This window comes from Caballeronia sp. NK8, from assembly GCF_018408855.1.
Lineage (GTDB): Bacteria > Pseudomonadota > Gammaproteobacteria > Burkholderiales > Burkholderiaceae > Caballeronia.
This window is the reverse complement of the sequence record NZ_AP024327.1, coordinates 1-13522: the sequence shown is the minus strand read 5'-3', so window position 1 is coordinate 13522 and position 13522 is coordinate 1. Positions and strand designations below refer to the sequence as shown.

Sequence of the window (13522 nt, the reverse complement as noted above, 5' to 3'; positions counted from 1 at the left end):
CCATCGTTTGAATGTGCTCACCAGTAGTGCCACGCCTGCACGAGAATTCCGTTGGTGAGCGTCGTGTTGCGCCCCGAAACCGAGTGCTGGTACTGGATGGAAAGCTGGTCGTACATCTTCTGGTGCAGAAACGGCAGGCTGTTCGGCTTGAACTGGAACAGCACGCCGATACCGACAGTCGTTTCGCGGCTCGCGCTATCCGAGACCGGTATCGATGCGGTCTGATTGAACGTGCCGCCGCTCGTCTGGTAATCGAGACCGACGAACGGAATCGCGAAGGGGTTGTCGGGCGGCGAGATGCTGTAGCCGACGCGCAGGTTCAGATGAAACGTGTTGCCCGGGCTCAGGTCGTCGTGACCCGAGCGCAGCGTGCGTCCGCGCAGAATGCCGCCGAGCAGCAGGTCCACGTTCAGGTGTCCGTACCAGTCGTCATAGAAGACGGACGGCCAGAGCGACCACGTATTCGTCGATACCGCGTCCTGCCCGATCGGCACCTGCATGTAGGCCTGAAAGCCGAGCGTCGTCGCGGGCGCGGGGTTGTACCAGACGAGTCCGCCGATGAGCGGGTCCCCGATGCCGCTTGCGGAGAACTGCGAGCCCTGCGTGCGGATCGCGGGCAGCGTGATGCTCGCGTTGAAGCCGACGCGCGGCAACGACGGCACTTTCCAGTATTGAATGAACGTCGAGAGGCCGACGAAAGTGTTCGTGCCCGAACCCGCGATCTGATTGCCGTGCGAATCGAACGCGCGGCTGTCGTGATTCCATTCGATGTTCTGGCCGAAGGAATCGTACGTGCCTTCGAAGTCGCTGCTGAACTGCCAGGTTTGCGGGCGATCCGTCGCGAACGGGATACCCGACGCGTGCGCGGTTATCGAGCAAACCGCGCCAAGCAGCGCGAGCGCGCATGTTCTCCGTCTTCGAGTCGTCTGTCGTATGTGCTGCGCCTGCATCGTCGTCTCCGGTCGTTCGTGTTGTGTGAGCGAACGTTACGAAGACGCGGCGCGCCGGTCTTTCAGGTTTTGCGGATTACAGATTCCGGGCGCATCGCGAGCGCATGCGGGTTTACACCCGGGCGCAAAGCGCGCACGCTGCGTTCGCGAACGCCGACCCATCGCGCGTGCATGCGCAAGCCCCGCGCATCTATACTCGCGTGAACAGCGGCGACCCTCGCAAGCCGCGATGAAAACGGAGACACGATCATGAGCGCCCCTGCCGCGGCCGCCCGCATCGATCGCTTCAGCACGATCGCGGGCGTGCCGGGACTCGAATACTGCATCTCTGGCCCGCGCCCTTATTCGCTGGCGTTGAGCAATTCGTCGGACATGATCTGCCTGCTGCTCGGCACGATCGTCTCCGATACGCGCTACGACGACGGCCCCGCCGCGCGATTCACCTTTCGCGCGGAAACGGCGGCATATCATCCGCGCGGCGAGAGCATGCGGATCGACGCGCACGACGTGCGGCACGGTTTCATCGCGTTTCGTTATGCGGATGCCTTCGTGAACCGCATCGCCGAGCGCAGCGCGGAGCCGTTGCGGCGTGCGGGCAGCCGCAGCAACCTCGGCGCGGATTCGATCCGGCATCTCGTGCGTTATGCGCGTCAGAAAGCGCACGGCGAGCGGGCCAAGGTCGATCCGTGGGAGATGCAATGCGTCGCCACGCTCGCGTGGATCGAAACGACGCGCCATCTCGAACGCGCGGCGCGCGAGCGCAAATCGGCACTGACGGACGCCGGATTCGCGACGCTCGAAACGTATGTCGCGGACAACATCGACCAGAGTCTTTCCTGCGCCGATATCGCAGCCGAACTCGATCTGCCCGTGCGCGCCGTGTTCGACGGCGTGAAGGCGCGCACCGGTCATTCGCTCTATCGCTACGTGCTGGAAAAGCGCATCGACGCGGCCGCGCGGATGCTGCGCTCCGGTAGCGCGCCGCTAGTCGAGGTCGCGGCGGCGTGCGGGTTTTCATCGCAGCAGCATATGACAGCGCTCTTTTCCGGACGGCTCGGCACGACGCCGTTGCGCTACAGAAAAGACGCGGCATAACGCGGCGAAACAGGAGGAAGCATGGACCTCTTCATGTCGATGGAGGCCTTCGTGCGCGCAGCCGAAGCGCAGAGTTTCGCGAGCGCGGCACGGCAACTCGGCGTGGCGAAATCGGTCGTCACGTCGCGCGTCAAGCAGCTCGAAGAGCATTTCGGCGTCGCGCTGTTTCATCGTTCGACGCGTGCGGTGCGCTTGTCGGAAGTCGGTGAATCGTACTATCGCGATTGCCTGCTGCTCGTCTCCAAGGTACGCGAACTATCGGGACGCGCGAGCGAACAAACGCAATCGCTCTCGGGCACGCTCAATGTGCATGTGCTGCCGGGCTTCGCGCTCGGGCATTTTTCGCAGGCGCTGATCGCGTTTCGCGAGGCGCATCCGCGCATCGAGTTCGTCGTGACGGTGAACGATCGCGTGATCGATCCCGTGCAGGAAGGCTTCGATCTCGCGCTGCAGATCTATCCGCCTGCATCGAACCTGCTCGTCGAACGCAAGCTCTTTCCGGTGCGCGGCGTGTTGTGCGCGACGCCCGCGTATCTCAAGGAAGAGCCTGTCATCGAGACGCCGCTCGATCTTTTGCGTCACGATTTCGCACGTTACGCGCACTATCCGTGGGGCGACAACTGGCCGCTCATGAAGGGCAACGAGTGTTATGAGATCGCCCTGAATGCCGTGTTGAAGACCAACAGCGTGCATCTGCTGCTCGAATTCGCGCGCGCGGGCGCGGGCGTCGTCTATCTGCCGACGATGGTCGCCGCGAGCGACCTGCTCGAACGCCGCCTCGTGCGCGTGCTGCCCGATTACGCTGCGCCGCCGTTGTGGCTCTCCGCGGTGTATCCGACTTCGCATCGATCGACGACCAAGGTCAAAGCCTTCGTCGATTTCCTGCGCGAGCGCTATCTGAGCGAGCCGCAATGGGACAAGGCGCTCGGTATTGCGCCGCCCGACGACGAAGAGCGCAATGTCGATGAAGAGCTCGGCGATCCCTGAAACGCGCTAGAGCACGTAGAGCCATGCGAGCAAGGTGACGATGGAAAGAAGCGTGGTCATCGAAATGGCCGCGCCCACGACGGTCTTCTCGATGTCGTATTCGGATGCGAGCACGTACGCGCTCTTGGCCGTCGGCACGGCGGCGCAGACGACCGCCGCGATGGTTGCGGTGTGACTGAGTCCCGTCGCCAGGCACAGCGCGTACACGACGAGCGGCACGACCGCGAGCTTCAGCGCCGTGAGCAGCGCATACAGGCTTACGCGTCCGCGCAATTCGCTGAAGGTCAGATCGAGTCCGATCGCGAAGAGCGCGCACGGCGTCAGCGCTTCACCGAGTATCGTGAGAAAGGACGCGACCGGTCCGGGCAGCGTCAATCCGGCGACGGACCACAACAGTCCGCAGATCGTCGCGAGAATCACGGGATTGGTCCCGATCTGACGCAACAGCGCCACTGCGCTGATCTTGCGCGATGCATCGTAGCGGCTGATTTCCAGCAGCACGACGAGCACAGGAAACATGATCGCGCCGACGAACACGGTCGCGACCGCCGCCGCGAGCACGCCGGGTTTGCCGTAGAGCGTTTTCAAAATCGGCAGCGCGACGAAACCAGTGTTGGTCATCGAGACGGCGGCGGCGAGCATGGCGCTCGTGCCGAGGCTTGCGCCGCGCGCGAATCGCAAGGCCAGCAACATCAGCACGAAGCAGAGCATCGAGCCGCCGCCGAACGCGGCGAGAAAGCCCCATTCGAGCAGCGCGCGCAGCGATTCGTCGGCGATGGTGAGAAAGACCAGCGCGGGCATCGCGACGTAATACGCGAACTGCATCAGCGACGGCGCCAGCGCGTGCGGCATGTAGCCCGAGACGCGCGCCGCCCATCCCGCCACGATGATGGCGAAGATCGGAAGAATCATGCCGGCGAGATGCATGGGGCACTCCGATATCGATGAAATGCACGGGCGAACGTGCATCATTATCGGAGAAAAGTGCCGCGCGACGCGTGGTTCTGCGCAGTCGCGCGACGTTGGCGTTCAATGCGAAGCCAGCAGCGCGCGCGCTTCATCGCTCGACAGCACGCCACGTCCTGTGCGATTCGCGGCGCTCGCGGCGTAGACATCCTGGCGCGCATGCGTGATGCCGAGCGGCGCGAAGCCGTGGGCCGGATTGAAGGCGAGCTGGTCGATGCGCGCCTCGTCCTCGCGCGAAGGCGGCGCAGCGATTTCGAGCTCGCCGATCATCACGACATCCGACTTCCACGCGACGGAGGCGTCGTTGACGGGCGTGGTTGCTTCATCGGCGAAGCATTGCAGGCCGAGTTGCCATTTCACCGGACCCTGCTCCAGGCGGTTGAAAACGTCGGCGCGCAGATAGTTGTCGCCGTGGCGTTCCGCGTTCGTTCCGGCGGGCGTCGAAGGGTGCGGATGAAGCGAGTACTTGATCGCCGCGCGGCCCAGTTGCACGACCGATCCCCAGTAGTGCTCCGTCGCGACGCTGTCGACGTGATGCGCCTTCGTCTCCTTGAAGAGAATCGCGAGGATGCGCGCGGCTTCGACAGGTCCGAGCTTGGCCATCATCATTTCGCGCAAGCCCTGCGCGATGCCGCTCACCGGTCCCTCGGAAAGCAGCGCGACAATGATATCCGCGACCGCCATGAACTGCACCGCGTTGCGCGCGTGCGAGCGGCCGCCTTCGTTTGTCATCAGCAGATCAGTCTCGACGCCCTCTTGCGTGAAGAACTTGACCGCGATGCCGCGCACGTCGGATGCGGTGTCGGACTGCGGGCACGGCTGCCCGTTGGAGATGCGGCAGGCGACGCGATACGTCATCGGCGTTGACGAGGCGAACGGTCCGAAACGAAGCGCATCGGGAATATCATCTGCAATCCGAAGCGTTCCGAAAGCACCGAGCAACTGCTTCTGATGCTGCGCGCGATCGACCTGCCCGTTCAGGCCCGTGTGGCTGCTCGTCGCAAGTTTGCTCTGCTGCTCGCCGATCGCCCTGACGAGCATCGCGAGCGTCGTCGCGTCATCAAGTTTGTCGGTCCAGCCGGTTCCATCGCTGGATGATTGAGTGGGGCTCATGTTTAACCTCCGGATTGAAGTCCTGGTTCGTTACGTCACTCGCGGCCGGGCGTCGCGCTCGCGGCGATGCTGCCGTCGGCGCGTCCGGCGAAGTAGCGATAGATCGCGTCGATATGATTCTCGATCGGCGCGTTGCCGCGGTAGGCAGGCATGCCCATCGGCGGATTGCCATCGAGGATCGCCGCGATGAAGCGCTCGCGACTCTGCGTGCGCGCAAAGCCGACGATCGATGGCGCGGCGAGTCCCTCGTAATCCTTGCCGTGACAGCGCGCGCAGTCGGCAATGCGGAGCGCGCGCCAGGCGTCGGCGGTCTGCGTTTGAGTCTGCGCCCCGGCATCTGCGGCGAGCGAGACGCCGAGGATGCACGTCACGATCGATGCCCGCGTGCTCAACGCTTGCGCTCGGATAGCTTGCCGACGAATTTCCACCCCTGCTCGCGCATCCACACATATGTGAAACCCGTGGGACCGTCGATGAAAACGGTCATCGGCCGCTCGCTCGCGGACGCTTCCTTTTGCGCTTCCGTCGATGCCGGTGTGATGCGCGCTTCCGTAGGTCTGAGCCGCGCGTCGCGATCGTCGAGGCGCCAGCCGTCGTCATCGGCGTAAGTCAGGCGCGATGTCGTACCCGACGGCGTCTGAACGGTGAGCGTGAGTGGTCCGGCATCGCCGTTGTCCGCGCCGGTCGCGGCCAGGCTCGCCTCGCATGCGGCGCCGAGCGCCAGAATGGTGAACGCCAGGAACGTCGCGTGCCTGGTTTGACGGGATCTCATTTCGGGTACCTCCTTGCTGGCCGCGTGATCGCGGCTGTCCAGATGTGCTCATGCAGAAGAAGACGAATGTCGCCTCGACGAATGCGAGGTGAAGAGATCCGCGAGCGCCGGCGTTATGGTTGTCGCTGTTGAATCAGGAGCGTCGCGCATGTCGCGCGTTCTGGCCTGTTCGCCGCAGAGAGTTTGTCGTGTGGCGATGAGCGCCACGCGTGGCCGAAGAGGCCGTCTTGTTGATGAGCGTACTATCGACCGAACGATCGTCTGGGAAAACCACGCATTCGGAGGGATGTCGCCCCGCCATAAGGGGGCTGCGCGATGGAGAACCGCTGGCGGGAAGGAGGCGTGAAGTCGTCGTTCGAAGGCGTCCCCGCCGCCTTCGGTACATCGTGGCCGGCAGGCGCGCTCACTGGCCGCTATAGATATTGCAGCTCAGTCCCGGCGTGCAGAGCTGGCTCGTGCTCGTCCACGCATCGCGCGAGGCGCCGCTGGCCTTGGTCGTCGACATCGCTCCGCCGTAGCTGGAATCGTTCGTCGCGGAACCTGCCCCTTGCGCGCTCTGCTGGGCGGCGCTACCCGGTGCCGGCGACATCTGCATGTCTTGCGCCTGTGCCAGCGCGCTCATCGCGAAGACGCCGGCGGCTGTTGCTGCCAATAGAAAAGTTACTTTCATCGCCATCACCTCACTGATCGAATTGCGGAATGGAGGACACACCGAAAGCGCGTAGCGTGTAATACGCACTCCCACCGTATACCGCCGACCGGAAAAGTAAATTCCCATTCGACGCGGCCCAGTGCCCGCGCGCGTCACGCACATGTTGCGAACGCTCTTGCTTAAGCAGGCTGCGATATCGCGGATGTCCCGAGCGCGTTTCCGAAGCCGGCGGGCGGTTTTGCTATATTGGATTTCCCGCCCGTGAGTTTCCTGAAATGCGTGTCGGCCGACCCGTCAAACCTCTGCCTCATCCGAACTGCGATTACTGCGGCGCGCCCGCGACCCTGACGCGCGCAGGCGACGAAGCGTATCCGTATCGCGACGACCACGGCCCGCTGTGGATGTGCGCGGACTGTCAGGCGTGGATCGGCATCTTTCCGCGCAGCACGCGCAATGTTCCGCTCGGCCGTCTCGCCGATGCGCGCCTGCGCGATCTGAAAGTGAAACTGCACGCGGCGCTCGAACCGCTTGTGCAGGCAAAGGTCCGGCGCGACGGCTGCAATGTGTTCGAGGCGCGGTCCAAGGGGATGAAGTGGCTTGCGCAGGCGATCGGCGTCGAGCCGGACAAGTGCAGCATCCACACGCTCGACGCCGACCAGTGCGAGCGCGCGATCGCGGTCGTCGAACATTTCGAACAGGAACGCGGTCAGCACCCTTCAGATTCGGCGATCGATGAACGTTAACCTGAAAAGGTCAACCATCGATCCTCGCATGTCACGCACTCTTCCTTTCCAGCGCTCGCCCCAGGCGACGCGCGCGCGGTTCAGCAAGGCGCAGCTGCTTCCCATCCCGCGCGCGGTGGCGGACGAGCTCGCGCTCTCGGCGCATATGTCGCTGGCGGCGTTGCGCGCCGGCTCGCCGGATGCCGCGCCCGCGCAGCACATCACCGAAGCGATGTATCTCGCCAAATTCCTCGCGGAAGCGGGCCACGGCGACTTTTCGCACGAAGAGCTGCTGCGCGCGGATCAGACGATGGCCGCGGTGTTCGACGCTGGCCGCGCGTCCGGTTCCTTCGCGCTGCCGGCGGAGGACTTCGAACGCCTCGCCGCGATCGTGTCGCTCTACGATCATCAATTACGGCGCGCGTCGCTCGGCGCACTTTCGGTCGCGAGCGAGCGGCTCGAACGCTTCAAGGCCGGCGAGCCTTATCAGCCGATGCATACGCGCAAGTCGGCACCGCTCTGACGCGACCGCCCGCTGTCAGAAGGCAGTACGCAAGCCGATCATCACGCTGCGTCCGCCTTCCGGCGCGATATCGCGCACGACCGAACTCGCGTAGCGCACTTCCTGATTCGTCAGGTTCTGGCCGCGCACGTACGCAAGCCAGTTCGTCGCGCCGAAGCGGAATTTGTACGTCAGGATGACGCCCAGCGTGGTGTAGCTGCCGGTCGGCAAGTCGTTTTCCGGCACGCGATCCTGCGCCCACGCGTGAACCAGTTCGGTTCTCGCGCCGTAGGGTCCGTATGCATAATCGAGCGCCAGCGTCGCGCGCAGCGGCGAAATGCGCGGCAGCGGCTCGCCGGTATCGACATTGCGCGCATGCGTATAGTCCGCGACGAATTCGACATCCAGCCGTTGCGCGCCCCTGTCGAAAACGCGCCACGTGCCGTCCAGTTCGATGCCGTAAAACTCCGCGCGCACGCCCCGATAGACTGCTTCATTGAGCGCGTCGTCGGTGCCGGGTGCGACGGGCTGGTCATCGTCGTCGACGAGACGGCCTGTATTGAATTCGGTCAGATAGTTGCGGAAGCGGCTGTAGAACACGCCCGCGCTCGCCTTGTTCGGGCCGCTCGCGAAGCGCAGCGACAGATCGGTCGAGATCGCCTGTTCTTTCTGCGCGTCGGGATTGCCGATGAGATATTGACCGGTCGCGTCGTGCGGGCCGTTCGAGTAAAGCTCGTAATAAGTCGGTGCGCGCTCCGTGTACGCGACATTGCCGACCACGCTCCACGCCGGATTCAACTTGAACAACGCGCCCGCGGAAACGCTGCCGGCATTGAAGTCGCGCTTGGGCGAAGCGGCGAACTTTTCGTTTCCGCCGGAGGTCGGGTCGATGTTCACGTGTTCGTAACGCGCGCCGAGACTCAGCTTCAGCGCATCGGTGACGGACCATTCTTCGAGACCGAAAAGCGCGGCGCTGGTCGTCTGCGATGTGGGGACGAGCGCTTCGTCGCCCAGTGCGGAGAACGTGTTCTGGCTCACCTGTACGCCGATGGCGCCGTCGAGCGGGCCGATCTTCCTGTGCCGCGCCTCGATGCGCGCTTCGTAGCCGTGATTGCGGAAGGTCGTGCCGGTTTCGCCGTTATCGATTTCCTTGTGTTCGTAATCGGTGTAGCCGAAGTCGAACTTCAACTGGCTGAAAGGCCCTTGCAGATTGCGTATCTCCGACGCCGCCGCGATGTGATCCTGATGCATGCGCAGACGGACGTCGTCCTCGGCGACCGAACTGTAGTTCGCCTCGTAGCCGTTGTAGCTGATGCCGGCATAACCGTCCGCCCATGTGTAGGACGAGCCGACGGCGCCGCCGTGCCATCGGCCGTCGCTGTTCGGGATGCTGCCGTAGGGCTGCGCAACGTCGGGACCGTCCAGCGCGCGTTGCCGGTCGGAGTGCGCGAAGCCGGGAATGCGTTCCTTGCTGGTTTCGCGATCGAACGCATCGACGTGAAACGCGAAGCGGCCGTTTCCGCCTTCGACTTGCGCCGCGCCCGCGCGGGCATCGTTGGCACCGCCGTAGCTGGCGTCGACCTGTCCCGATACGCCTTCGATCGGCTCGCGGGGGATGCGGTTGTCGATGGTGTTCACCACGCCGCCGATCGCATTGCCGCCGTAGAGCAAGGCCGCCGGGCCGCGCACGATTTCCACGCGTTCGACCGACAAGGTGTCTTGCGGCACGGCGTGATCGTACGACAGCGACGACGCGTCGTAAGCCGCGACGCCGTTTTGCAGCAAGCGGATGCGATCGCCATCCATGCCGCGGATGATCGGCCTTCCGACCATCGGGCCGTAGGTTGTCGTGGAGACGCCGGGCAGGCCGTTGAGGGTTTCACCGATGGAGTCGGCGCGGCGTAGCGTGAGGGCGTTGCCGTCGATCGAACTCGATGGTGAGACCAGCGCGTTCGAACCGAGTGGGTTTGCGGTGACGAAGATGGGTTGAATCGGGGTATCTTCGATCGCGGGTGATTGGGCTTGGGCGAGGGTTGCGAATAGAAGCGTCGTCCAAGGGAATAACCTGGCGTTGCGGCTGGTGGAGAATGCAATGGAGGTGGTCACGTTTTTCTGTATGAAATGTTATAACGTTGCTTTTATAGAGCCGTGGTCGGAAAAATGGCATCGCGAAAATCGCGAATTCGAGATGATATAACATATCATTCAATATTGAACACTATTCTCGTGCGCGTCGAGGATAAGCATGTTCGACGCGCACGCCTGCGTTCATGAGCGTCGCGTTACACGGATTTCGTATCGTTTGATACGACGGCCTAATGAGCGCTCACTTGAATCGTTCGAAAAGGTGGTCAGATTGGTCGGCTGCCGAGACGGGAAGTAAAAACGTCAGTTTTTCGTGAAACAAGTCTAAAAAGCTCGCTTAAGCGATTGTTTTTAATATGTTTTATCGGTCGAATTTTTTTTGGTCATTGTTTCACGACGGCTAGTAGCGCTTCACGCGTCGAACTCTGGAGATTGTGGGTCGCCGCGTGATCGGGGCAGACATTGATCGAGCGGACACTCGGCGCCGCGGCATCGATCACCGTTCAGGGTGATCACGGCACGAGCCGTTCGCGGTGCGGTCGCTATCGAGGGAGCAAGTTGCCTGCGTGGGGAAGTTTTTGATCGGGCCTTTAGCTAAACGCCAAGTACGTGGTCGTCGATCTGCGCGCGGCTTGGCCCTTCAATTCGCGTGTCATCGTGGGCCTTCTGCCTGAGTCCACTTCGAGCGCATGAACTCCTGATGTCGATGGCTTAGCGCGTTCGCTCGCCCCGCTAAGCGGATCTCTACCGGTCCCACTTGCTGGATAATCGATGTTCAGGTCCTGCGAGGAAACAGCGGCCTTATGGCTTTCACGGCTCAACGGTTCCGGAACCGCCAAGCTCGCCGGTGTACGTTCGTCGTCGGTCGATATAGGTGCGTAAAGGGTCGAACGTATGTTGGATGATCTTGCCTTTGCGTCCGACGTGTACAGGGCCGCGCGACGCTTGGACCATGCCGGCCCTTGGTGCGGGGTGTGCGGCTGTATGATGCGGGCCGACGGTGTCCGAATTCGGACACCGCATCTAGGTCGCCCGGACCGCAAGTGGAAAGGTCATTTGGCTATTGGTCGGATGCTAGGCGTAACGCTGTCTGTGGACTGTGTCCGAATTCGGACACTATCGCCGCTGGTTTGATAACCCGCCGGATGCATCTCGACGTGACTGTCCGAATTCGGACACCCGTGAGGCAAGCTGCTGACTTCGCGGTTGGAGGCGCCGTGGAGTCGAATTCGTCTGATGCTCCCAAAATCCTCTGTCCGAATTCGGGCAAGCATCCACGTCTGTGAATCAAGCTAAATGTGGCAGGCCCGCTGCATGGCCGTCTTTTACTGTCCGAATTCGGACACCGAGCCCTGCCGAGACAGAACCTCGATTCGCGGTTGCGCTATCCACGAATCGCTCCCCAGTGTCCGAATTCGGACACCTCTAACGCAGACTATGTATGGATGTCTGTGCAATAGACGTAAAAAAACCCGCCGAAGCGGGTCTGTGATCACTCAGACCGAATCGAGAACATCTTTCCTATATGCTCTCTGAGTTGATTCTCCTGCTCCTCCGTCATCACTCCGGCCTTAAACTTGAACGTAAGGCCTTTGACGTCCTTCGTAATGCTCCCCGCCTGTACCTTACCGGCGAAAATCTTGAGTATGCTTCGGCCGCCCGCGTCAGTTGCAGATTCGCCTCGACTCGCCTGCGCACTCAAACTCGCCGCAACCTTTGTCTGAACCAGATCGCCCGACAGGACTTGCGGCCAGAGTTCCTGAAGCGCCTTGAGTCCCTGTTCCCCACTCTTCTTGAGCGCGTTCGCGATATCCTGCGCCGACGATGCTCCAAGTACTGACGGGTTCAAATCCAGATCTCGCTTAACGAAGTCTGGCAGCGCGTCATAAGCAAGAAATCGATAGAGATCGCTGCGCGAGATTCCCATTGCTTCCGCAAGTCTGGTCCGGTTCGGAAACTCGGACTCCGCACGACGAATGGCAATAGCGATTTCATAATCGGACAGATCATCGCGCGTGACGTTTTCCATCAGCGCCAATGCCGCCATATCCTGGTCCGTGCACTCGATCACGACGGCACGCACGGTCGCCTTGTTGATGAGCTTGTGAGCACGCCACCGCCGCTCGCCAGCCACGAGCTGATACGACTCACCGACACGCCGCACCGTCACAGCCTGCAGCAAGCCGACCTCACCGATCGAACGTGCCAACTCCGACAGCTTGGCCTCGCTGAATTGACGACGCGGCTGCCACGGATTTGGCACGATGGAGTCGACGGGAATTTCCGTATCGACGCCCCTCGCCTCCAGTTCCTGAATGCGGAGTTGCGCTGCCGCCAATGCGCTCGTAATGCCCGGCATCGTCTGTGGGCCACGGTTCGTTCGATCCTTCTTGTTCTCTCCTTTGAAGTCCGCAGGCTTCGGCAAGTTAGCCGTTTTGGCCATCAGCTGTTCTCTGATGTTATTGCTCATGCCGACTCCTTCCAGGATTTGACGAACATATCATCCAGCCATTTGGCATATTGCATCATGGGTTGCCGCACCCGCTGAAGCGACTTTGCAGTCGAGTGGGTACTGACGACATCCAGAGCCGTCGAGAATGAAAGTGCGCCGCCGCTCATCACCGAACTTGCCGGGATCTCAAACGGATCGAGCCAGCGACCATACGCGCTCTGCGCCCATTGCCGGACGACCGGAGCCGAGGACGTCTTGCCATAATCCACCTTCGACAGCAGGATTGAAATGAAGTCGTAGACCTTGTCCTCTTCATACGGAAGAAAGTCTTCCGCGACATCCGAGAACAACCGCCAGAACGCCAGCGAACTAATGAAATCCAGATTCTCCGGAATCATCGGCATGACGAGCGCGTCGGCAGCGAGCAGCGCGTTCAAGTTCATGTACGACAGCGAAGGGGATGTGTCGATCAATATATAGTCGTACTGCGATCGAAGCGGCTCGAGGCCTTCCCGCAACACGGCCCAAAAGCGGTAGCCTTGAATCGTCTTCTGACGAGCGGGCAAGAGAAATTCCGCACCATATAGAAAGGTGTGACCAGGGATAATGTCGAGGCCGTCCCAGTACGTCGACTGCACGCTTGCGCTCAGTCCGCCTTCCACGTTCTGATCGTAGATATAGGGCAGCACGGTGTCATCGCCGGAAATTTCCTTCTCGGCGTACAGGCCGCATAGTTCCGATGCCGAAGCCTGAGGATCGAGATCGATCAGCAACACCTTGCGGCCAAGAAGCGTCAGTGCCTGCGCGAGGCAAACGGTCGTCGTCGTCTTCGCCGATCCGCCCTTCAGTTGCGCGGTCGTCAGCACCTTGCCCCGGAACGTGCCACGGCCATCGTCGAGGGGGGTCTGGTAAATGTCGGACGCCATCTTCACCCACATTCTGACTTCGGGCAGAGTAAACGTCCGGCTGCGGCCGCTGCCGTTGAGCGTACCGGCTGGGAGTCCGCCTTCTCCTTTGGTCACCAGATATTGAATCTGCTGACGCGTCAGGTTGCACATATCAGCGAGTTCGCTGATCGTGTAAAAGGGTGCGAGCTTGCGCGGGCGAGGAGCGAGGATCTGCTCCCGAAGATTGTCCGAAAAGGGCTCAAGGTTATCCGCAAATTCCGCTACTTCGCGAAGCGTAACCTTCCGGTCTTCCATAGGTAGGGTGCCTACGTTTGCCAT

Annotated in this window: 13 protein-coding genes; 4 read left to right on the top strand and 9 right to left on the bottom strand. The window is 61.9% G+C overall.

Going from position 1 to position 13522, the window contains the following annotated elements:
• Positions 1-17: 17 nt before the first annotated feature.
• Positions 18-950 (bottom strand): transporter, encoded by a 933-nt coding sequence (locus NK8_RS37680; protein ID WP_225936665.1) that lies wholly within the window; start codon positions 948-950, stop codon positions 18-20.
• 249 nt (positions 951-1199) lie between these two features.
• Between NK8_RS37680 and NK8_RS37675 the strand changes: the two genes are divergently transcribed.
• Positions 1200-2045: an AraC family transcriptional regulator gene (locus tag NK8_RS37675; RefSeq protein WP_213234287.1), complete on the top strand. Its 846-nt coding sequence runs from the start codon at positions 1200-1202 to the stop codon at positions 2043-2045.
• 21 nt (positions 2046-2066) lie between these two features.
• Positions 2067-3032, top strand: a complete 966-nt coding sequence (locus tag NK8_RS37670) for a LysR family transcriptional regulator (RefSeq protein ID WP_162069421.1) — start codon at positions 2067-2069, stop codon at positions 3030-3032.
• Between the two features lie 6 nt (positions 3033-3038).
• Here NK8_RS37670 and NK8_RS37665 read toward each other — a convergent pair whose 3' ends face one another.
• From NK8_RS37665 to NK8_RS37645, 5 genes are all read right to left on the bottom strand, one after another.
• Positions 3039-3959 (bottom strand): AEC family transporter, encoded by a 921-nt coding sequence (locus NK8_RS37665; protein ID WP_213234286.1) that lies wholly within the window; start codon positions 3957-3959, stop codon positions 3039-3041.
• 102 nt (positions 3960-4061) lie between these two features.
• Positions 4062-5111, bottom strand: a complete 1050-nt coding sequence (locus NK8_RS37660; protein WP_213234285.1) for a catalase — start codon at positions 5109-5111, stop codon at positions 4062-4064.
• 35 nt (positions 5112-5146) lie between these two features.
• Positions 5147-5503 carry a cytochrome c gene (locus tag NK8_RS37655; protein ID WP_225936664.1) on the bottom strand — a complete coding sequence of 119 codons (357 nt, stop codon included), beginning with the start codon at positions 5501-5503 and terminating at the stop codon, positions 5147-5149.
• Positions 5500-5883 carry a hypothetical protein gene (locus NK8_RS37650; protein WP_213234283.1) on the bottom strand — a complete coding sequence of 128 codons (384 nt, stop codon included), beginning with the start codon at positions 5881-5883 and terminating at the stop codon, positions 5500-5502. Before NK8_RS37650 ends, NK8_RS37655 begins: the two co-directional genes overlap by 4 nt.
• Before the next feature lie 403 nt (positions 5884-6286).
• Positions 6287-6553, bottom strand: a complete 267-nt coding sequence (locus NK8_RS37645; RefSeq protein ID WP_225936663.1) for a hypothetical protein — start codon at positions 6551-6553, stop codon at positions 6287-6289.
• A 257-nt stretch (positions 6554-6810) separates the two neighbouring features.
• Here NK8_RS37645 and NK8_RS37640 point away from each other — a divergent pair, with 257 nt between their 5' ends.
• Positions 6811-7278, top strand: a complete 468-nt coding sequence (locus NK8_RS37640; protein ID WP_213234282.1) for a zinc-finger-containing protein — start codon at positions 6811-6813, stop codon at positions 7276-7278.
• A gap of 28 nt (positions 7279-7306) precedes the next feature.
• Positions 7307-7780 (top strand): hypothetical protein, encoded by a 474-nt coding sequence (locus tag NK8_RS37635; protein ID WP_162069414.1) that lies wholly within the window; start codon positions 7307-7309, stop codon positions 7778-7780.
• Between the two features lie 15 nt (positions 7781-7795).
• On the opposite strand, the gene NK8_RS37630 is transcribed toward NK8_RS37635, so the two are convergent.
• The 3 genes from NK8_RS37630 to NK8_RS37620 all read right to left on the bottom strand — a co-directional run bounded on the left by NK8_RS37630 (position 7796) and on the right by NK8_RS37620 (position 13522).
• Positions 7796-9865 carry a TonB-dependent receptor gene (locus tag NK8_RS37630; protein WP_225936662.1) on the bottom strand — a complete coding sequence of 690 codons (2070 nt, stop codon included), beginning with the start codon at positions 9863-9865 and terminating at the stop codon, positions 7796-7798.
• Between the two features lie 1471 nt (positions 9866-11336).
• Positions 11337-12314: a ParB/RepB/Spo0J family partition protein gene (locus NK8_RS37625; RefSeq protein WP_213234281.1), complete on the bottom strand. Its 978-nt coding sequence runs from the start codon at positions 12312-12314 to the stop codon at positions 11337-11339.
• Positions 12311-13522 (bottom strand): ParA family protein, encoded by a 1212-nt coding sequence (locus NK8_RS37620; RefSeq protein WP_162069412.1) that lies wholly within the window; start codon positions 13520-13522, stop codon positions 12311-12313. Before NK8_RS37620 ends, NK8_RS37625 begins: the two co-directional genes overlap by 4 nt.

Bases quoted from the DNA above. Each gene is read 5' to 3' on its own strand.
- NK8_RS37680 (WP_225936665.1), bottom strand. From the start codon at position 950: ATGCAGGCGCAGCACATACGACAGACGACTCGAAGACGGAGAACATGC.
- NK8_RS37675 (WP_213234287.1), top strand. From the start codon at position 1,200: ATGAGCGCCCCTGCCGCGGCCGCCCGCATCGATCGCTTCAGCACGATC.
- NK8_RS37670 (WP_162069421.1), top strand. From the start codon at position 2,067: ATGGACCTCTTCATGTCGATGGAGGCCTTCGTGCGCGCAGCCGAAGCG.
- NK8_RS37665 (WP_213234286.1), bottom strand. From the start codon at position 3,959: ATGCATCTCGCCGGCATGATTCTTCCGATCTTCGCCATCATCGTGGCG.
- NK8_RS37660 (WP_213234285.1), bottom strand. From the start codon at position 5,111: ATGAGCCCCACTCAATCATCCAGCGATGGAACCGGCTGGACCGACAAA.
- NK8_RS37650 (WP_213234283.1), bottom strand. From the start codon at position 5,883: ATGAGATCCCGTCAAACCAGGCACGCGACGTTCCTGGCGTTCACCATT.
- NK8_RS37645 (WP_225936663.1), bottom strand. From the start codon at position 6,553: ATGAAAGTAACTTTTCTATTGGCAGCAACAGCCGCCGGCGTCTTCGCG.
- NK8_RS37640 (WP_213234282.1), top strand. From the start codon at position 6,811: ATGCGTGTCGGCCGACCCGTCAAACCTCTGCCTCATCCGAACTGCGAT.
- NK8_RS37635 (WP_162069414.1), top strand. From the start codon at position 7,307: ATGTCACGCACTCTTCCTTTCCAGCGCTCGCCCCAGGCGACGCGCGCG.
- NK8_RS37625 (WP_213234281.1), bottom strand. From the start codon at position 12,314: ATGAGCAATAACATCAGAGAACAGCTGATGGCCAAAACGGCTAACTTG.
- NK8_RS37620 (WP_162069412.1), bottom strand. From the start codon at position 13,522: ATGGCAAACGTAGGCACCCTACCTATGGAAGACCGGAAGGTTACGCTT.